Annotated in this window: 24 protein-coding genes; 23 read left to right on the plus strand and 1 reads right to left on the minus strand. The window is 38.1% G+C overall.

The genetic code is table 11. From position 1 onward, the window contains the following. Position 1: 1 nt before the first annotated feature. From FH508_RS08620 to FH508_RS08730, 23 genes are all read left to right on the plus strand, one after another. A complete protein-coding gene (locus FH508_RS08620) occupies positions 2-241 on the plus strand; it encodes a hypothetical protein (protein WP_139859820.1) in 240 nt (79 codons plus the stop codon). A gap of 36 nt (positions 242-277) precedes the next feature. Next, positions 278-508, plus strand: coding sequence for a hypothetical protein (locus tag FH508_RS08625; protein WP_139859822.1), 231 nt, complete (start codon positions 278-280; stop codon positions 506-508). 495 nt (positions 509-1,003) lie between these two features. Further along, on the plus strand, positions 1,004-1,228 hold the full coding sequence (locus FH508_RS08630) for a hypothetical protein (RefSeq protein ID WP_139859941.1): 225 nt from the start codon (positions 1,004-1,006) through the stop codon (positions 1,226-1,228). A 104-nt stretch (positions 1,229-1,332) separates the two neighbouring features. Next, positions 1,333-1,998, plus strand: a complete 666-nt coding sequence (locus FH508_RS08635; RefSeq protein WP_139859940.1) for a DUF4355 domain-containing protein — start codon at positions 1,333-1,335, stop codon at positions 1,996-1,998. A gap of 28 nt (positions 1,999-2,026) precedes the next feature. Continuing rightward, positions 2,027-2,890 (plus strand): phage major capsid protein, encoded by an 864-nt coding sequence (locus FH508_RS08640; RefSeq protein WP_139859939.1) that lies wholly within the window; start codon positions 2,027-2,029, stop codon positions 2,888-2,890. Positions 2,891-2,903: 13 nt separating this feature from the next. Continuing rightward, complete coding sequence (locus FH508_RS08645; RefSeq protein ID WP_228134450.1) at positions 2,904-3,056, plus strand: DUF7302 family protein; 153 nt, start codon at positions 2,904-2,906, stop codon at positions 3,054-3,056. A gap of 9 nt (positions 3,057-3,065) precedes the next feature. Further along, positions 3,066-3,392, plus strand: a complete 327-nt coding sequence (locus tag FH508_RS08650) for a head-tail connector protein (RefSeq protein ID WP_139859937.1) — start codon at positions 3,066-3,068, stop codon at positions 3,390-3,392. Then, positions 3,379-3,702, plus strand: a complete 324-nt coding sequence (locus tag FH508_RS08655) for a phage head closure protein (RefSeq protein WP_139859936.1) — start codon at positions 3,379-3,381, stop codon at positions 3,700-3,702. The genes FH508_RS08650 and FH508_RS08655 overlap by 14 nt, the downstream gene beginning before the upstream one ends. After that, the gene (locus tag FH508_RS08660) at positions 3,702-4,118 is read left to right on the plus strand and encodes an HK97-gp10 family putative phage morphogenesis protein (protein ID WP_370635713.1); all 417 of its coding nucleotides are present in this window, start codon (positions 3,702-3,704) and stop codon (positions 4,116-4,118) included. The genes FH508_RS08655 and FH508_RS08660 overlap by 1 nt, the downstream gene beginning before the upstream one ends. Beyond that, a complete protein-coding gene (locus FH508_RS08665; protein ID WP_139859934.1) occupies positions 4,115-4,558 on the plus strand; it encodes a DUF3168 domain-containing protein in 444 nt (147 codons plus the stop codon). Before FH508_RS08660 ends, FH508_RS08665 begins: the two co-directional genes overlap by 4 nt. A 43-nt stretch (positions 4,559-4,601) precedes the next feature. After that, positions 4,602-5,372, plus strand: a complete 771-nt coding sequence (locus tag FH508_RS08670) for a phage major tail protein, TP901-1 family (RefSeq protein ID WP_228134451.1) — start codon at positions 4,602-4,604, stop codon at positions 5,370-5,372. 68 nt (positions 5,373-5,440) lie between these two features. Beyond that, entirely contained in the window at positions 5,441-5,914 is a 474-nt protein-coding gene (locus FH508_RS08675; protein WP_228134452.1) for a tail assembly chaperone, read from the plus strand. Between the two features lie 44 nt (positions 5,915-5,958). Continuing rightward, positions 5,959-6,243 carry a hypothetical protein gene (locus tag FH508_RS08680; RefSeq protein WP_228134453.1) on the plus strand — a complete coding sequence of 95 codons (285 nt, stop codon included), beginning with the start codon at positions 5,959-5,961 and terminating at the stop codon, positions 6,241-6,243. 5 nt (positions 6,244-6,248) lie between these two features. Continuing rightward, complete coding sequence (locus FH508_RS08685) at positions 6,249-10,790, plus strand: hypothetical protein (protein ID WP_228134454.1); 4,542 nt, start codon at positions 6,249-6,251, stop codon at positions 10,788-10,790. A 14-nt stretch (positions 10,791-10,804) separates the two neighbouring features. Then, positions 10,805-11,665 (plus strand): phage tail family protein, encoded by an 861-nt coding sequence (locus FH508_RS08690; protein ID WP_139859471.1) that lies wholly within the window; start codon positions 10,805-10,807, stop codon positions 11,663-11,665. Positions 11,666-11,680: 15 nt separating this feature from the next. Next, positions 11,681-13,897, plus strand: coding sequence for a hypothetical protein (locus FH508_RS08695; RefSeq protein WP_228134455.1), 2,217 nt, complete (start codon positions 11,681-11,683; stop codon positions 13,895-13,897). A gap of 2 nt (positions 13,898-13,899) precedes the next feature. Then, positions 13,900-14,265: a hypothetical protein gene (locus FH508_RS08700; protein WP_139859467.1), complete on the plus strand. Its 366-nt coding sequence runs from the start codon at positions 13,900-13,902 to the stop codon at positions 14,263-14,265. 49 nt (positions 14,266-14,314) lie between these two features. After that, positions 14,315-14,482, plus strand: a complete 168-nt coding sequence (locus FH508_RS08705; protein WP_228134456.1) for a hypothetical protein — start codon at positions 14,315-14,317, stop codon at positions 14,480-14,482. Between the two features lie 82 nt (positions 14,483-14,564). Next, positions 14,565-15,011: a hypothetical protein gene (locus FH508_RS08710; protein WP_139859465.1), complete on the plus strand. Its 447-nt coding sequence runs from the start codon at positions 14,565-14,567 to the stop codon at positions 15,009-15,011. An 82-nt stretch (positions 15,012-15,093) separates the two neighbouring features. Then, positions 15,094-16,260, plus strand: coding sequence for a siphovirus ReqiPepy6 Gp37-like family protein (locus tag FH508_RS08715; RefSeq protein ID WP_228134457.1), 1,167 nt, complete (start codon positions 15,094-15,096; stop codon positions 16,258-16,260). A gap of 63 nt (positions 16,261-16,323) precedes the next feature. Continuing rightward, on the plus strand, positions 16,324-16,569 hold the full coding sequence (locus tag FH508_RS08720; protein ID WP_139859463.1) for a hypothetical protein: 246 nt from the start codon (positions 16,324-16,326) through the stop codon (positions 16,567-16,569). A 50-nt stretch (positions 16,570-16,619) separates the two neighbouring features. Continuing rightward, a complete protein-coding gene (locus FH508_RS08725; RefSeq protein WP_139859461.1) occupies positions 16,620-17,036 on the plus strand; it encodes a phage holin family protein in 417 nt (138 codons plus the stop codon). Continuing rightward, on the plus strand, positions 17,033-17,776 hold the full coding sequence (locus FH508_RS08730; RefSeq protein WP_139859460.1) for a peptidoglycan recognition protein family protein: 744 nt from the start codon (positions 17,033-17,035) through the stop codon (positions 17,774-17,776). Before FH508_RS08725 ends, FH508_RS08730 begins: the two co-directional genes overlap by 4 nt. Positions 17,777-17,823: 47 nt before the next feature. On the opposite strand, the gene FH508_RS08735 is transcribed toward FH508_RS08730, so the two are convergent. Continuing rightward, a complete protein-coding gene (locus FH508_RS08735; protein WP_228134458.1) occupies positions 17,824-19,314 on the minus strand; it encodes an ATP-binding protein in 1,491 nt (496 codons plus the stop codon). Positions 19,315-19,326: the final 12 nt, after the last annotated feature.

Below are 19,326 nucleotides of genomic sequence, written 5' to 3' on the forward strand. Positions count from 1 at the left end.
CATGATGGCAAATTGCACAGTAGAGATTTCTATTTTGTACAAAAATGATAACTGGGATAATTTCAGTATTCCTGAAGATGAAGAGCATGCACAAGATTTAGTGGATATTGGAGTGCAGATAGGGAGCTTTAATGGTGAGCCTACATTTATGGTATTAACAAATAAAAATACGAGTGAATGCCTTTTTGTTAATCTAGGCGAAGTACGAACTGTTCATATGAAAACTGTAGTCACTGAATAAGTGGCTTTTTATTTTGTCAAAAAGGTGGTGAATAACATGCTAGTATTCGTTGGACTATTAATATTAGTCAGTGTTGGCGGTGTTCTAGCGCTCATGATTAACGGAATTATTACGGCTGGGCAAGGCCGTTCAATTTCATCAGTAGCCTTTAACCAAGAATTGTTTACAGTACCTGAACCAGTTCTTGCAGATGTGCCTAAACGGGCTGTAGCAGATTCTCACTGGTTCGTTAAAGCATTTATGCGACCAAGACGAAAGAAGGTGTGAGCGTGAGCGAAGTGTTAGAAATCATCTATAACCATCCAGGATGGACTACTTTGTGGCTGTTAATCATTGCATGGGCTGTTGCTGTAATAGCAGAAAGGTAAAGGTGATTCAAATGAGAAACATCGTATCTAGCTGCTAGAGCTTATCTAGTAAATAACTTTGAGAGAAGGAAACAAAGATGGATTACAAGAATAAATGCTTTTCACTAGGCTGTAACAACACTTCTGAGGTTGAGTTTTGCCCAGAATGTTTAGCGAACGGTGGCTTTAAAAAGAGAGTTGACAATCCTCAGCTCGAGAACAGCTATTCATATCACACTACAAAGACCGACCAAACGGCATGATACGCTGCAATTAGAAACAAAGCTAAAGAGTTAGCTTATGAGATCGATGCACTTTGCCCAAATAGTCGTGAAAAATCACTCGCTCAAACAAACCTGGAGCAAACAGTTATGTGGGCAAATAAATCAATTGCGTGCAATGAGTAGGTGGCAGAGTGGACAAGCCGTTAATTGCGATTACGAACGATGTTGCATGGTCTTTGCAACAAATCCACGATTTATATATGCAGGGGAAAATTAAAGGAGTCACTATGCAAATTGCTTTGACAGACGGTGAATTTGCTACTACACATTCAGGAGAGTTATCTTACCTTGAAAAACTAGGATTGATAGAAGCTGCTAAACAAGATTTGCTAGTCAGTACTCTCAGTGAAGAATGATTTTTTGTCTTTCCTCTCGCAGACGCTATAAAGAACGAGAACAAATACACTTTTGAACAGTTTAGGGGCTTTACGAGGCAACTGAATTGGGCAAGGAGGAAATTATGAAGAACAATCCATTTAATTTAAAAACATTTTTACCTTTAGATATTCAAATGCTTGCAGGAGAACCAAATTCAGAGCCAACGCCTGAACCTACACCGGAGCCAGCACCACCAGGAAACGGTCAAGGGGCTACGTTGACACTTGAGTCTGTTCAAGCTTTTCTAGCTGAAAATGCAGAAGGTAAAAGCTATTTACAGTCATTTGCTGATACTCGTGTAACGGATGCTATTAAAACGTATGAAACTAAAACTCTCCCAAAGAAAATAGAAGAGGAGATTTCAAAGCGTTACCCACCAGAAACCGAGGAAGCAAAACAGTTACGCGATTTAAAAGCGCAATTTGAGCAGTCGCAAAAAGATGCTGCGCGTGAAAAGTTAGTGAACCATGCGTTATCAACTGCCACAGAAAAGAGTCTACCAAGTAAATTAGTAGAATTCTTTGTAGGTGAAGATGCAGAAAAGACAACTGCTAATTTAGGTGTACTAGAAGCTGAATTTAATGCTGCTGTTCAAGCAGAAGTGGACAAACGCTTCAAAGACGGTGGAACGCCACCACCACCAAAAGGCGGCAACCCAACGACATTGACAAAAGAGGCTGTTATGAAAATGACACCAGATGAAATCAATGCTAACTGGGATGAAATCGTAAAAAACAATTTATTATAACCGTTTAACGGTAAGGAGGAAACACACTATGGCAACAACAAACTTTATTCCAACAATTTGGTCTGCTCGACTATTACACAACTTGCAAAAATCTTTAGTATTTGGTCAAGCTGGTATCATCAATCGTGACTACGAGGGTGAAATCAAGGCTTATGGTGATACTGTTAAAATTAATGGTATTGGCGCTGTAACAGTAGGTGACTACACTCGTAACGCAGATATGACAGATCCACACGAATTATCTGATAACACGCGTAACCTAGTAATTGACCAGTCGAAGTTCTTCAACTTCCAAATTGATGATTTAGATAAAATTCAACAAAATCCTAAACTTATGGATGCGGCAATGAAAGAAGCAGCCTATGCACTTTCAAATGTTGCTGATCAGTTTATTGCTTCTCATTATGTGCATGCAGCTAACACAATTGGTACTGATGCGGCACCGATTGAAGTAACGAAAGCTAATGCTTACGAGTATCTTGTTGATCTTTCAACTAAACTGGATGAATCAAACATTCCTACACAAGGGCGCTTTGCTGTTCTACCGCCATGGTTTGAAGGTTTACTATTAAAAGATGACCGCTTTGTAGCTACAGGTGCTTTACCTGCTGATGAGCGTCTATTAAACGGTGTGGTAGGCCGTGCTGCAGGTTTCCTACTAATGAAATCTAACAATGCACCTTCTGTTGCAACAGGTTCAGGAGTGGTAGCAAACTCTAAAATCATTGCAGGTCATAATATGGCATGGACATATGCTGAACAAGCAGCACAGGTTGAAGGCTACCGTATGGAAAAACGCTTTGCTGATGCTGTTAAAGGTCTTCACTTGTACGGTGCTAAGGTAACTCGACCTGAAGCGTTAGCTGTATTATCAGCTAAACGTCCAGAGTAAGGAGGTGCTTTAATTGTTAGTAAAAAACTTAAAGACAGGAATCACATGGGCGGTCACTGATGAACACGGTGCCCGTCTTTTACGTTCAGGAGAGTTTGAGGAAACACAAGCAGAAAAGCCTAAACGTGCCCCTTCTAAAAAGACGGAATTAGAAACTGAAGAGTAGGTGGTCAACATGTGGCAACCAACACAAGAAGAAATAGATCAACTTAAACAGTTTAATGGAATCAAAGGAGCCAAGCGTGATGAGTTTTATCGTGCAATGGCTCCTATTTTATTCGATCTTGCAAAAGACCACTGCAATGGAAAGTGGTGTCCTGAAACTATGCCTCAAGGTGTGCGGCTGTTCATTGCAAAGGCTATTCAATTCAATATGCAAACAACAGGATTAAAAGGGCGTGTAATGGGGACAGTTTCGTATTCTTATGACACAGAGTTTCCTAAAGCTATCTGGACATATTTACGACCTTACAAGAAGGTGAAGTACCATGCCTTACGATGAATTTCCTCACACAGTCGAGGTAGTTGAAAAGAAAAAAGTATCAGATGGTGCTGGAGGTTCAACAACCATATGGGTGCCAGTAGATACGCTTGATGCTTTTGTTGATACACCAACAAGCAAAGAGCAGTATTACGCGCAACAGCTAAGCAATCCTTTGGATAGGTACATGTACTATCCGTATCGTACTGATTTAACATCAGCTATGCGGTTGCGTTATGAAGGTGAGTTATATGCTTTTGCAGGACGTCCTGAAGATCAAGGTGGTCAACACGAAACTATGCGTGTGGCTTTAAAGTTGGTGACTACTTAGTGGCTAAAATCTCATTCAGTGGACGTCAATTATTAAGAGCTGCAAAACGTTTTGAAGAAGGTTTACTAGATAAGATTTCAGACATCGTTTATGAAACAGCAAGGCTTATTCAATCAGAAGCAAAGGCCCTCGCGCCAGTAGATGATGGAAGTTTGAAAGACTCTATCGAAATGAAGATGTTAGGTAAATATAACGCTGTTGTTACTGTAGGAGCCCATTATGCTATCTATGTGGAGCATGGAACGGGAATTTATGCTGAAAACGGAAATGGTCGAAGAACACCTTGGACTTATTACAGTCTAAAGCTTGGCCGTTACGTAACAACAGAAGGTATGAAAGCTCAACCATTCTGGGGGCCAGCTGTCGATGCAGGACAAGAGTATTTTAAAACAGAAATGAGGCGATTGGGCTTATGAGTAATTACTATGCCTTGCCTTTCTTCGACCTTCAGAAAGCTATTTTTCAGAAGTTAACTGCTTGTGAAGCATTAACGAATATCACAGGGAAAAGTGAAGATGATTTAGGTGTTTACGATGCAGTAGATGAAAACACGCCTTATCCTTACGTAACAATTTCTGAACCCTATACAAGCCCGTTTGATACCAAGACAAGTAATATCGAAACAATCACTTTTACAATTCATGCTTGGTGGAAGGATAACGATGAGTATAGTGGTAAACGTAAGGTTTACGAAATGCTGTCAGCTTCACAGCAAGCTCTTATGGGACGGAACTACTCGATACCAGGGGCAAATGTATTAAGTGTCACAAGGCGTGATTCACACGTTTTTGATGACAATAGCCCTGGCGTAAAGCATGGAATTTTAACAATTCAATATAAAGTACAAATCATTTAACAGTCCTTAGGGGGCTGTTTTTATTTTAGGAGGGAAAACAAACATGCAAAACGGTAAAGATACAGTATTACTAGTGCAGGTTGCGACAAACGCATTAGGTGCTGACGGCTTTTTAATCGGGAACCTTACTGAAAACTCTTATTCAATGGAGAATGAATTAGTTGATGAACAAACTAAATTTGGTCGTATTTTAGCATATGGCCAATCCAGTGAATCATTTGAAATAACAGCTTACGGGGATAAAACTGATCCTGGACAAAAAGCTATTCTTGATGCAATTCGAAATGAAAAACAGTTGAAGGTATGGGAAGTTGATTTATCTTTAAATGCAGCAGGAAAACATGATGCTATTTTTGCATATACACTTGTTGAATCTGTAGAAAAATCAAGCCCGGGCGATGGGTTCCAAGAAATTTCAGCTACGCTCCAAGTAATCGGTAAATCTCAACCAGGAGAGCTTGAACCTTTGCCATCTGAAGTAATTGAATTTGCTCGATACGGCTTTGAGGCGCCTGGTCAGAAATCTGGTGAATTTGGCGGAGAACAAGAAGAAGGCGTTGTTGTTTCTAGTATTTCTGTTACACCACAATCAACTTCGGTGGTAGTTGGAAGTACACGTCAATTAACAGTTACAGTCCTTCCTGCTGAAGCTTCGAATAAAAATGTAACTTTTACTTCAAGTGACGAGTTAATCGCAACAGTAACACCTGCAGGATTAGTATCAGGTGTCGCTGCTGGTTCAGCAACAATTTCTGTTACTTCTGCAAGTGGAGGAAAAACAGCAACAGTGGCGGTGACAGTTACAGCTTCATAAATAACTTAGCACTCATTCGTGAGTGCTTTTTCTTATGCTAAAAAACAAAACGTAGGAGGCTATTACACATGGCTACATTATCAATTAAAGGTGTTCAACAAGAAGCAAAATTCGGATTTGCATTTAAAAACTTAGCAGATAAAAACTACAACCAAAAAGATGCACAAGGAAATGATGTAGGTGGGTTCAATGGTATCTATACAGGTCTTTTGCAATTTGATATTGATGCGCTAAAAGCATTTTGGGACTGCGGTTTAGCTCACTTAGGTACGAAAGGCCGACCTTCTATTGCTGAAATCGAAGAAGCCTTAGAGGAGCGAATTAACCAGGACGGGGAATCTGATCAGTTATTCAAAGAAGCATTCAAGGAAATTGATACATCGGGTTTTTTCAAAAGAGATGCGAAGACGTTTTGGAAGAACTTAGAGATGTTCAAAGACATGGGCAAAACAGAGGCGGAGAAAGCAGAGAACGCTCAGGGCGTGAAGATGCTATCGGACGCGAAAACAGAGTTGATGGGCTTGAGTGGCTTGAGGTCTTAACAGATGTAGCTCAACACATGAATGTTTACGATGTGGATTTAATCATGTCATGGACACCTAACGAGTACAAAGCTTTTAAGAAAGGTGCTTTGCTACAAGTTATTGATGAATATGACAACATGGCTCGTATGGCTGTGTTTCACCGTATCGCAGCTAATAAAAAGAAGCTTAATGTCGCAAAGGATTTATTTGATGCTAAGTCTGCACGAGACCGTATTACGAGTGGAGATAAGTCGTGGAAAGAATCCAAAAAGATTGATACTACACGACATGCTAAAGCTCAAGAAGCCATGAAGAAATGGGCTGAGAAACATAACCAGAAAGGGTGATGAAGATGAATGGTAACTTTTCAGCACGAGTTGGTGCTCGTATAACAGAGTTTATGGCTCGTATGCGACAAGTACAAAACACTATTCGCGCTACTGCTAATGATGTACGTGTAGATATTGGTGCAGGCGTTAGTCAATTCAACCGTCGAATGGCTGAAATCCGAGCACGAATTGCATCTTTAGTTCGTGAACGGGTTGTCATCAAGATAGAAGCTCGAATAGAAGAATTTCAGAATAAAATTAACCGGATTGCAACGAATATTCGAGCTTTTGGTGAGTTAATGCAACACACCTTAATGGGCACAATGATGGCTGTCTTTCCTGCAATTTCACCCATATTAGCGAATGTCGCGGTGGCTATTGCGAATTTAGGGCCAATGATTGGTACTGTCGCTGGCTCTACATTTGCATTAGCTGGTGCATTAGCAGCGGCAGGTGCAGCAGCAGTTGCTTTTGGTGCTGTAGCCATACCAACAATCAAAGATTTATTCAATGAAACAGGTCCACCATTCACAGCGCTACAAAAAAGGGCATGGAACACGTTTGAAAGTGTAAAGAAAACATATCGCTCTCTTGTGAAAGAGACAGAAACACCCGTCTTGCAAGCTTTTACAAGTGCAATGCAAGCAACAGATTCTATACTTAATAAATTAAGACCGTTATTTTTAACAAGCGCACAAGCAGTAGCTAACTTAATGGCTCAATTAAATACAGCTATTGCAACGCCACCTATTCAACAGTTTTTAGACTATCTGAATACTAGTGGAGCTCCAATGTTGGAGACGTTTGGTCGCTCGTTTGGAAATGTATTTAAAGGTTTATTGTCTATGCTGACAGCATTTGCTCCATTAAGTGTAAGTACAGCAAAGGGCTTTGAAGAGATGACAGCCCGTTTTGCAGAGTGGTCAAATGGATTGAGTAGTAGTGTAAAATTCCAAGCATTCATGGACTACGTGAATACAAACATGCCGAAGATTCGTGCTATCTTCCGCGATGCAACCGCGGGTCTTATGTATTTCTTCGGTGCCTTTTCTGGATCTTCATCTGACATGATGGATGGGTTAGTATCGATGATGGCCCGATTCAAAGAGTGGTCAGCAACACTAAGCCAGAACCAAGGATTTCAACAGTTCGTTGATTATGTACATCAAACAGCTCCTAGTGTATTAAATCTAATTGGTAATTTAACTACTTTCCTTGTGAACTTAGGTATCGGGATGGCTCCTCTAGGCGCGGCTATTATAACACTGGCCAACAAGTTTTTAGAGTTCACTAATAGTTTGATGGAAAATAATCGATCAATTGGTGTCATCATTGCTGGTCTTATTTCATTCGGAGGTATATTACTCGCGATAGTACCAAATGTTATTGCGTTCGGTACGCTATTTAAAGGTTTGGGCACCGCTATGACAAGTGGACTCGGAAAAGCTTTTAAATTTATCAAGCCTTTATTTACAAACTTTGGTGCAACTGTAGCACGAATTAGCGCATCTGTATTACCTAAATTAGGTACTGCAATAGGTCTTGTCACTAATCCTGTTGCTTTAGTTATAGCAGCTATAGCAGCTTTAACAGCAATATTTGTTGGTTTGTATCGTACGAATGACAAGTTTCGGAGTCAAGTTCAAACTGTTTGGGGAGCGATAAAAACCGGAATTTCTGTGGCAGTAACAGCCGTTAAAGATTTGATAATGTCTGTCTGGAATCAAATCACTTCATTCTGGGCTGAGAACCAAGCGAATATTATGGCGACTGCATCGTCAGTATGGAACATAATAGGAACTATTGTTACTACTGTAATGTCAGCAATTGGGGCAATAATGCAGTTTATTTGGCCTGTGGTAAAAGCCTTAATTGTATCCACATGGGAAGCGATTAAAAATGTTATTCAAGGTGCTATTAATGTCATTTTAGGAATCGTAAAAACGTTCAGTTCCCTGTTTAGAGGTGACTGGCAAGGTGTCTGGGATGGCATAAAGCAAATTCTTGGAGGAGCATTACAGGCTGTTTGGGGCGCAATTAATCTTTATTTTGTAGGGAAATTACTTGGCCCTTTAAAAGCCTTTGGTTCAACTGCAAAAACACTTTTACAGGGTGTTTGGACTACTATTAAAGGTATCTTTACAAATACTTTAAATACGATAAAGAGCACTGTTACGACAATTTTTAATGGTATAAAGTCTACCATCGAAACTGTGTGGAATGGTATAAAATCATTCTTAAATACTGTTCTAAACGGTATTAAATCTATTTTCACTACCGTTTGGAAAAGTATTGCTTCATTCTTGGATAATTTCTTTACTGGTTTATCAAATACAATTCGCTCTGTGTGGAATAGCATTAAGAGTTTCTTCTCAACTGTATTAACTGCCATTGCTAATATTATAAAAAGTATTTGGAACGGAATTAAAGCGACAATAACTACAATTCTTAACGGCATTAAAACAACTATTGAAACAATCTGGAATGGGTTTAAAACAATTGTTTCAACAGCGATGGAGAACGTGAAAACGGCTGTCGTTAATGGTTGGAATGCTGCAAAGTCGTTCTTAGAAAGTATTAGTCTAGTGAAAATCGGTGAATTTATTGTAGCTGGTTTAGTTACAGGGATTAACAACTGGTTTGGTAAAGTGAAAGCCAAAGTTATGGAGTTAGCCGAACTATTACCAGAATGGCTACGAAATAAATTAGGGATTCACTCACCATCTCGTGTCATGATTGCTATTGCTAAATGGATTCCAATAGGTGTAGCTAAAGGGATTGAAAGTACAACTAATTCAGTGAAAAAAGCATCTAACTTAATGGTTAAACAAGCTATTCCTGATTTTAGAGAAAATGTAACAGCAACAAAAGCGATGGTGCAGCAGACACAACAAGTCGTAACCAATGCACTTAAAGAATCCAGCAGTGAGGCATTAGCAATTCAAAAAGATTATGATGCCAAACGTACTGAACTTTCTAAAAAGACAGATGATAAAATCCGAGAAATTAAAGCTAAAGCTGCTGATAAAGGTAAAAGTCTTACTGCAGCACAAGAGCGTCAAATCACTAAAATTATGGAAGACGCTAAAGTTAGTCGTGAAAAACTAGCTGTGGCCGAAAGTAAAGCACTTGAGAAAATTAAGTCTAAAAAGCAGAAAGAAACCTTTGATGCTCTTAAAGATTTCGCAGACAAGCAAATCGGGCTAGAGAAGTGGTCTACTCTGCAACAAGCTGAGTATTGGAAAGCTGCAACTACTCAGTTCAAAGATGGCACTGATGAGCGTATTCAAGCTCAGATTAATTACAATAAAGCAATGTCTGAATTAACAAAAGAGCAGTTCGAATCTGAAAAGAATTATGTTGATCGCAAGAAGAAATATAATCAAATATCTTTGACTGCTGAATTAGCTGTTTACGAAAAATACATGAAGCAATACAAAGCAGGCAGTGAAGAGCGTATTTACTACGAAGATAAAGTTGCAGAAACAAAGCAAGCTATTCATGACAAGCTTATGGCTTTAAATGAAGAGTACACAGCAAAAATGCAGGAAGCCAATCAAAAATTAATCGATGGTACTGAAGAACTCACTAAAGCTTACGATGATGCTGTTAACTCCCGATCAAGTTCCTTGTACAGTTTTATGGGCATTTTTGATGAGATGGAAGAAAAGGCAGAAGTGTCCGGTCAAAAACTTATCGATAATTTAAAAGGACAGAACGCAGCATTTAAAGATTGGGCTGCTAATGTTCAAAGTTTAGCATCTAAAGGGATAGATGAGGGTCTACTTGCTGAATTACAAGCGATGGGACCAAGTGCTGCTGCTGAAATCTCTGCTTTAAACTCGCTTAGTACAAGTCAGTTGTCTGAGTATGTATCACTATGGAAAGAAAAATCTAGCCTAGCTAGAACACAAGCTGAGACTGAACTCACTGGTATGAAAGCAAAAACTGCTCAGCAAATAAACGAACTGCATGTAAAAACACAAGAACAACTCACGAAGTACGAAAAAGAATGGGCTGAACAAATTAAACAAGTTCGTACCGGTACAGAGAAGCAGTTCAATGCGTTAGTGGCAAAAATGCCACAAGTCGGTGCAAATGTTATACGCGGAATGCAAAAAGGATTATCTGATATGACACCTGCTCTTTTAGCACAAGCGCAGGGAATCGCTAGCAGCATCAAAGCCACAATAGAAAGTGCACTAGGTATTCATAGTCCAAGTCGTTGGGGTAAAAAAATGATAGGGCACAACCTTGTAAAAGGAATTATCATCGGACTAGCTGACATGAAGCAAGATGCGATAAAAGCAGCTACCGAAGTGGCAGAGTGGGTTAAGCCAGCAATCGATGTGAGCGATATTATCAACGATATTAGCGGTGCTATCGACGCCATTCAATCAGAAATTGAACACAAATTGAAAGTTGACGTTGAAGTGAAGGGTAATGGTGGTGAAGCTAAAGGAAACATTGTCCATCAAGAGGTTAATCTACACTCCCCTAAACATTTAAGTCCGTCAGAGAATGCTAGACAGTTAAAACGCGTAGCACAGCAGATAATTTATTAAGGGAGGTCGCTTATTTGGAGACTATTACATTTACTAATCGTTTTGGAGAGGTCGTATCATTTGGCGGCCCTCCTTTTTATTTACAAAAAATTAATGGGCTAGGTGACGTTTCTGTTAATTTACAAACGCAGAAAATTCCCTATCAGGATGGTTCTGTTTTTATAGATGCCTTGCTCGAAGAAAGAGAGATAGATATTGAATTTTTAATCGTCAATGCGTTTGATGAAGGTGGTTATGGCACCGTGTCAGAACGAAGGGAAAGAATCGCAAAAGTATTAAATCCTAAACTTGGCCCCGGTACATTGAGATATGAAAATGAACATTTGGTGCGTGAAATTTTTGTAGTTGCAGACAGTGTACCTGTTTATCCAGAAGATGCCCGAACTAAAACAATGCAAAAAGGCATTGTGAATTTCATTGCGCCTGATCCATACTGGCGAAGCTTGAAAGTCGAGGAAGAACCAGCGTTTAAACCTTTATTTCAGTTTCCATTTGCAGATCCGTTTCAAATGGGTGAACAACGGGACAGACGTATCATCAACAATGACGGAGATGCACCAGCTCCAATCTATGTTGAGTTTTATGGCCCTGCAGTAAATCCTAAAATTGAAAATGTTACTACAGGTGAGTTTATTCGAATTAAACAGACATTGCTTGAGGGTGAAAAGATGATTCTCGATACAACGCCAGGTGTTAAATCAGTAGAGTTTGTCAATTCATCAGGTGTACGAAGAAATGTCTACAACTGGATTGATTTAAACAGTCGATTTTTTAATTTACAGATAGGTGAAAACGACATAGCTTACACTGCTGATAACGAAGTGCAAGGGGCTATCGTTAACATTAGTTATCATAAGCGTTACAACGCTGTATAAGGAGGAGGGTTAATCGTGACAGAAATATATAAGTTTTTTAACAGTGCGCCAGGTGATGAGCGTTGGCATTACGCAAGTGATTTTGCCGATTATTTTGGCAAAGTATTAAGTACGGGACTGCTTCATAAAGACGGTACACCTAATCTGCAGGTGAAGGTCAAGTCTGGCACTTTACAGACTTATGTTGAGCCTGGGGAAGCGCTGATGCAAGGCTATCAGTACCAAAATACACAAGACCTATATTTAACACATAGTATCCCTGAACCTGATTTAGACCGAATCGACCGAATAGTATTACGACTAGATAAACGAAATAGCTCACGATACATTAAATTGTTTGTGAAAGAAGGTGTTTCAGCGGTTAACCCTGTTGCACCAGCATTGCAAAGGGATAATTATATTCATGAAATTTCCCTGGCACAGATTCGCCTAACAAAGAATACAGCAACACTTAATCCACTCTTCTTAGTCGATGAGCGTATGCAAGAATCTTTATGTGGTATTGTTTATTCACTGATAAGCGTACCAACTAGTGTGTTCCAACAGCAATGGGATAACTGGTTTAACATCGGGAAATATTCATTTGCAGAAGAGTTAAATAAGTGGATGGACGATGAAAAGGCGTCATTTACATTGTGGCAAGAAGGTCAGAAAAGTGATTTTGTAGCATGGAGAGATGGCGAAGAAGCGTTATACCAGTCATGGCTTCAAGGGCGTAAGGATAACTTTGACGAATGGTTCGCTACAATCAGAGGCATATTGGGCGAAGAAGCAGCAGGAAATATTATGAACGTTATAAACGATCATAAAGATTCCCCAGTTCCTCATAAATATTACGATGAGGGTCTTGCGCAACCAATGATATACGGTCTACAACGAAATGCTACATTAGACACTCCTGCATTCGTATACGGTGCTACTGAATCTGGACCATTAACGACAATCAACCTACCTAATTATCAACAAGTTGAGGATATTAAAAATGTAGTAGAAACAACTGGTGGTGTTGTGGTCGATATACATGACAAACGATATAAGAGCATAGTGTCGCGACCTTACGATTTTGTTACTGGCGATACTAATGTTGATGCCTTGGCTCTTATAAATGAAGATTATAAGGCGAGATTTCCTGAAGTCGCTAGTAAACTAGATTTAAGTGCTGGGAATCCAAAATTGCATATTCGGGATGGTATATTCTTAGCCATAAGCTCGAAACATTTAACTTTCTTTGATATGGAAACCAATAAAATTCTTAATGCTATGGAACTTAAAGATAACAATTTCTGGGCAACTTTTGGGAATCAATGGTTCGAAGATGATAAATATATCTATATACGTGGACAAAATGGAGCACTTAACACATTCGCTCTTGGGGTATTTGATAGACTTACGTTCCAATTCATTAAAGGTATACTTTATACTGGCGGTGGTGGACTTTCATTGACTTATAATTCCGTATATCCTGGAGACCTTGTTCTAAATGAGGATATCATGAGGGTCGGTATTAGTGGCTCTCCTGGAATTATTTATTCGTACAGAATTATTAAAGATTCTGGTGGAGTTCCCACGAGCATTATGGGCGTAGGAACTCCTACTCAACTAGCAAATGCTTCAGTACGGACTATATTTAAATACAAAGAGTTTGTGTATGCTATTTCAGCAGCAAACACGACTTCATTTACGCTTCAGAAATTCTCAATATCAACACCAGGAGCGTTAACTATGACTGAAGTCGCAAAGGTTTCGGTAAGTTCTTCTAGCGTTGGTCAAGAATCTAAATGGAAGGCATTATACACACTTCCAGATGGTACTGACTGGGCTATTGTGTCATTTGGATCATCTCAATCAATTCAAGTTTTAAATTTAACCCTAATGCAAAATCCTCAATTTATTGCAAATGCTGCCGCAGACACTGTAGTAGCTTACGATTCTAAGAATAAAATTGTATATTGGCAGGAAAGTTCTGTAGGGGCTAGCGGTATGGTATATAACGGTATTAGATTTGAACCTTTTTATATTTCAACACTAGATCAGAAGACTGGATATTGGAAAAATAAAGTGTGTTATATTCGTAGTGGGATGACATCTTATAACGCATCGTCATATACAAGAACTGCAATACTTGGAGATTACGCTATTGCATACGGAGGGAAACTACTATTCCGATACGGTTATAAAAACAGTTGTGAGCTCATAGAGGAGTATATTAATGAAGGTCTAAAGGAGGTGTAGCTATGGTATATATTTATGAAGGTGTTAATGGTATCTGTTCAATCTTCAATACAATAGAAGCAGTACCTGATAGTATTAGTGATAAAGTCGAACTAGTTGAACTACCTTCTGGAGAAGTGGCCGGCAGTGTTCTTGTTAAAGTGGATGGGGTTTTAAAATGGATTATCCCTGCATCGTCAGAGCCAGAACCCGAACCACCTATAGAACCCGAACCAGCTGAAACGCTCGATGAAAAAATAACTAAGTTGTTTACCATGACTGAACAAAACAATTTAATTACAGTCGATGCAGTATTAGGTGTTTATGAAGAAATTCTTGCATTACGTGAAGAAGTAGCAGCATTAAAAGGAGCATCAAGCGGTGCTTAGAGTACTGTTGTTAAAAATAAAATTAAAACTAAAATTGGAGGACTACAAAATGGTAGATGGATATGTATTATTAATTGCAAACACAGACAAAACAGGCTCAACAATTGATCGTGTGCCAGCAAAATTAAAAGAGCAGGTGCTAGCAAAGTTAAATGCACTGGGGCTAGACGGATATGGAAATCCAATCGAACAGATTACAGGTGAGACGCAAGCATAGCTTAGCGTTATTTTTATTGTCTAAATTGAGAGGAAATCCTTTCCTTTTGTCGAATTAATGAAGGTGGAAAGGAGAGATGAATTTGAAAAAGAAAGTAATAGAATGGTTTATAAAACTGGGATGGCCAGTAGTTAAATATGTAATAATGGAATTTGGCCAAGAAATTTTAAGTTTTGCTTTTGAATCGTTAAAACAAAAAGCGAGAAATAGAAGTAAGGAAAAAATGGAAGAGGCTCTTAGAAACGCTGAAAACGCTGAAAAGGCAGCTGAATCTACAGAGGATCCTAAAGAAAAATTAAAGTATTATGATATAGCAAATAATTATAGAAAAATTGCAGAATATCAAGGGAAATTTTTAAGTGACATGTTAGATGTGGTAGAAAGCACGTCGAAGGAAATAATGGATTCAGTTCAACAAAAAACTTCAAAGATTAAGGCTGAGGATCTATTTGTTTTGGATAGAAAGGAAGGTAAATTAAAGGCAGTTGAAAATCAGAAACTACTAGAACATGATCCTACCTCTAATTAACTTGTTTTTAATACGGTATTACTTTTAAAATTCAAACTGCCTTTCACAATCATCTGTGGAGGGCTTTTTCATATGAAAGAAGGTGATCGTCATTAAAAATCTACCTTTACGTGTTATTGATTTCAATTTTAATCTGATATGCGAAATTGACCAGTATAGCAGTTTACAACTCACACGGTCAGATGCAGATGTGGGCTTGTTAGAATTACAAATAAATCGATACTTGTTACATGCGGACAAATTACAAAAAGGTCATATCATTTTCCCTAGTAATCATTTGCATAAAGCTTTTATTATTAGGCATCGAGAAATTGAGTTAGACGAGGATGGGAAAGCTACAGAAAATTGGCTCATTAAGGCGCAGTCTCTTAAAAGCTTTGCTACACAACGGCTCATATACCCTGCAACAGGAAAAACTCATGAATCAGTAACAGGTAACGTTGAAACTGTTATGAGACATTTTGTGAATACGCAAATGATTAATCCATCTGATTCAAAAAGAAAATTTCCAAACCTTGTGTTAGCTGCTAACCAAAACAGAGGTGCGACAGTTTCGGAGCAATCACGATATGACAATTTAGCTGAAAAGCTTACTGAACTTTCGCAACTCCACAACTTAGGATGGAACATTGTTCTTAACATTAATTCTAAACAATTTGTGTTTACGATTAGCCAAGGACGCGATTTAACAGCCTCTCAACAGAACAGTCCATCTGCTATTTTCAGTACAGAATTTGAAACACTTGAATCACTGTCGTACTTAGAAAGTGATTTAGAGTACAAGAACTTTGCTGTTGTTGCTGGTCAAGGAGAGGGACTAGACAGGCGAATCGTGACGATTGGAGACGCACAAGGGCGTGATCGGTTTGAAATGTTTGTTGATGCAAGGGATATATCAGAGGAAACAGAAGGTGAGACACCTCAACCACGCCCTGTTGTTGATATTGTGGCCGACCTGACTAAACGAGGGAATGAAAAGTTATCCGAGCACATTCAAGAAGTATTTATGGAAGGTCAGGCACTCACATCATCAAGGCTTATGTATGAACGTGATTATGATTTAGGGGATACCGTCACATTACAAGATAGAGGCTGGGGCGTAATGATGGATACTCGTATTACAGCTATAAAAGAAATATACGAGTACGGGAAGCAAAAAATTGAATTGACGTTTGACAAAGATCGACCTACGTTCATGAGTAAAATAAAAAAAGAAATTTCTGCGATAAATCCAGAATTGAAAAAGTAATTATTTCATTAAAGGAAAACCCTTCCTTTTGTCGAAATATAGTAGATGAAAGGTGGGATAGTTGTGGAAGTAACAAACAATAATGAATTGATCTTAGATTTTAGAGATTTAGCATATTTTAAAAGGAGTCTAGATGAGGGTTTGTCGGTAGATGAATGTATTAAAGGACTGAGTTTCATTGACGGTGTTGAACCCACTTGGACTAAAAGCGTAAGAATGTCAGCAGAACCAAACGAAAATGAAAAAGAATTTGCAGATTATATACTGCAGAGTATCAGGGCCTACATTAGTAAAGAAAATAATGTTTAAGCACTCTCATCTGAGGGTGCTTTTTATTATGCGAAAAAGGAAGGTGCTAAATGAAAACAGACACACTATATACATCTCTAGTAGGCGGCTCCGTGGCAGGGGTCGCTTATTTTGTTGGTGGCATCGACCACTTAATCAAAGCTTTCATCATTTTTATGTCTATTGATTTTGTACTTGGGTTGATGGTGGGATATATCTTTAAGAATATTGAGAGCAAAAAAGCATTTAAAGGCTTATTCAAAAAAACTGCCATGATATTAATGGTTATTGCAGCAGTGCAATTAGACTTAGCAACCGAGAGTGGAAACTTCATGCGTAATGCAATGATTCTTTTCCTAATCGGTATGGAAGGTATCAGCATGATTGAGAATTTAGGAAAGCTAGGAATTAAAGTACCAAAGTTTTTAACAAACGCATTTACACAGCTACAAATCGACAATGATGATAAAAAGGATGATGCAAAATGAGTTATGTAATTGAACAACGATTGATGGCAGGTCTGCCTAACAAGGCATTAACAGCTGCAAGATACGTAATTGCCCACGAATCTGGTAATGCTAAAAATAATGGTCCAAAAGCGTTAGAAAATGAAATAGCATTTATGGATCGTAATAAAGCAAATGCTTATACATCGCATTGGGTAGGAGATGGGGGCCGAATTGTACAAGTTGCACCAGTCAATAAAGTACAGTACGGTTGTGGGCCCAAAGGAAATCCTCTTAGCTACGCACAAGTAGAATTAGCACGTACTTCTGACAAAGAACAATTTAAAAAAGATTACGCAGCTTATATATGGCTTTTAAGAAAACTTGCAAAAGATGCAGGCATTCCAATCGTCTTAGACGGTATTGGTAATGGTATCAAGTCACATCGGTGGATTACAAATAATTTAGGTGGCACCACTCACGTAGATCCATATTCATATTTACAAAGCATGGGAGTCTCAGAAGCGCAATTTAAGCTGGATATTAAAAATGGATTTAAGGTAGATGACAAAAAGGAGGAAGTTAAAATGAATGTTTTAAACGATACAGGCCGTAAAGAAATTCGTGAATTGCTGAAAAAAGCACGCAATAGAACTTACAAGGTTAATGGTAATGACAAACCTGTTATTGATCCTAATATCCATACTGATATTAAAATTGACTCTTACACAGATGAACAGTTATTGAGTTATCAATCTGCTGTTTTTAATCGCACATTTTAATTAAATCGAAGCCTGATACTACTTTTAATAATATCAGGCTTCGATATTTATGAGACAGGATGCCCTAAAATCTTCATAGATTTAGAAAATACATCACTATTATTAACTATTATTATTGTTATTTTCTTGCGAGCTCTAGTTAATATTTGGTAGAGCATTTTTTCTAAATCGTAGCCGGGTGAACCTTTTACACTTCTTGATTTTAACAAACCGTCTTGGTCATAATAGAAATATTGATCAATTATCCCTAATACATAATCAAATTCTTGCCCAATCTTACCGTGGATGTTTTCGATATAGGCAAATTGATAAGCGTCATAGCTAAGGTGATTATACTTTGAAGGAGTGTAATTTATAACCTCCCAATCATTGTTTATGTATTCTCTAACTGCCTTTTTTACACTATTAATATCATTAAAGTAAAGAACATTTACGTTTGAGTAATGTATGTTGGGATTCCCATTGCGTAAATTAAACAAATTACTTACATATGCAGTTATTTCTTTATTTGCTCTGATTTTACTGCTTAGGGTAAGTATGTGAGCTTTACATTCCTGTTCAATTCTCTTAGGTATTTCTCTCTTAAATTCGTAGTCGGAAAAGCATTGTCTAGGGTCATAGGAAAAAACGCACTTAATGCTTGAAGCGAGTACATGTTCAACAATTGCATCAAATTGATGGGTGTAGATTCTTTGGGCTTCATCTATGAAGATAAAATCATAATTATTCAATTCAGGAAAGAAAGAGTCGAATTCTTTAATGGATTTTACATGCCACCCATTGTGTATGAGTTTCTGGTGTCCAGAATTAAGTTCTGCACAAAAGATTAATAAAACTTTCAAACCTTTAGCTCTTAATTCTTTAGCGATATCGTAAGTCAGAAGCGTCTTACCAGTCCCAGGTTCACCTTTAACCCCTATAAATTTAGTGTTAGGCTTTTCCACCACATTGAAAAACTCCCGTTTCTGTTGTTCTTGAGGGTTAGTCAGAAAATATTGGCCGTCTAAGAATTTCTTTGTTGAGTTAAAAGGGGAAACCAAATAAATACTTGGTTCAAACAAATTATTAATATCAACGGAAGTTTCTACTTCTTGTGAATTTAATTCTAAGGCTAATTCTTGGATATTAATTATCTCAAGCCCGTTTTCATCAGTGAATTTAAATAGTAAATTTTGATCTGAAAGAAAAGTAAATGTTAAGAGTTCACTATTTAGAACACTTAAATAGTATCTACATCTCTTCATCTGATTAATAATGACTTCTTCAGTGGCTTCTTTTTTAAATTCTATATTGATGGTTTTATTCTTTCCGATTCTGATTAAATCAAATTCACTACTAATTTGTTCAATCTGAAAACCAAAGTAAAAATGGTTAAAGTCATATACCTTTTCCTGCTCAAGTTGGGGAATCAATATTGATAGTGCCTCAAGTTCCGAAGGTTTTGGGTTAACCCCGTTGAATGATAAATATTGTTTATATTGATCAACTGACAGGCTTCGTGAAGCTTCTAGAATAGAATGTAGATTAATAGGTTTCAATTAATTTATCTC

Origin of the sequence: Lysinibacillus sp. CD3-6 (assembly GCF_006351725.2) — a bacterium.
In the GTDB taxonomy this organism is placed as follows: Bacteria; Bacillota; Bacilli; order Bacillales_A; family Planococcaceae; genus Lysinibacillus.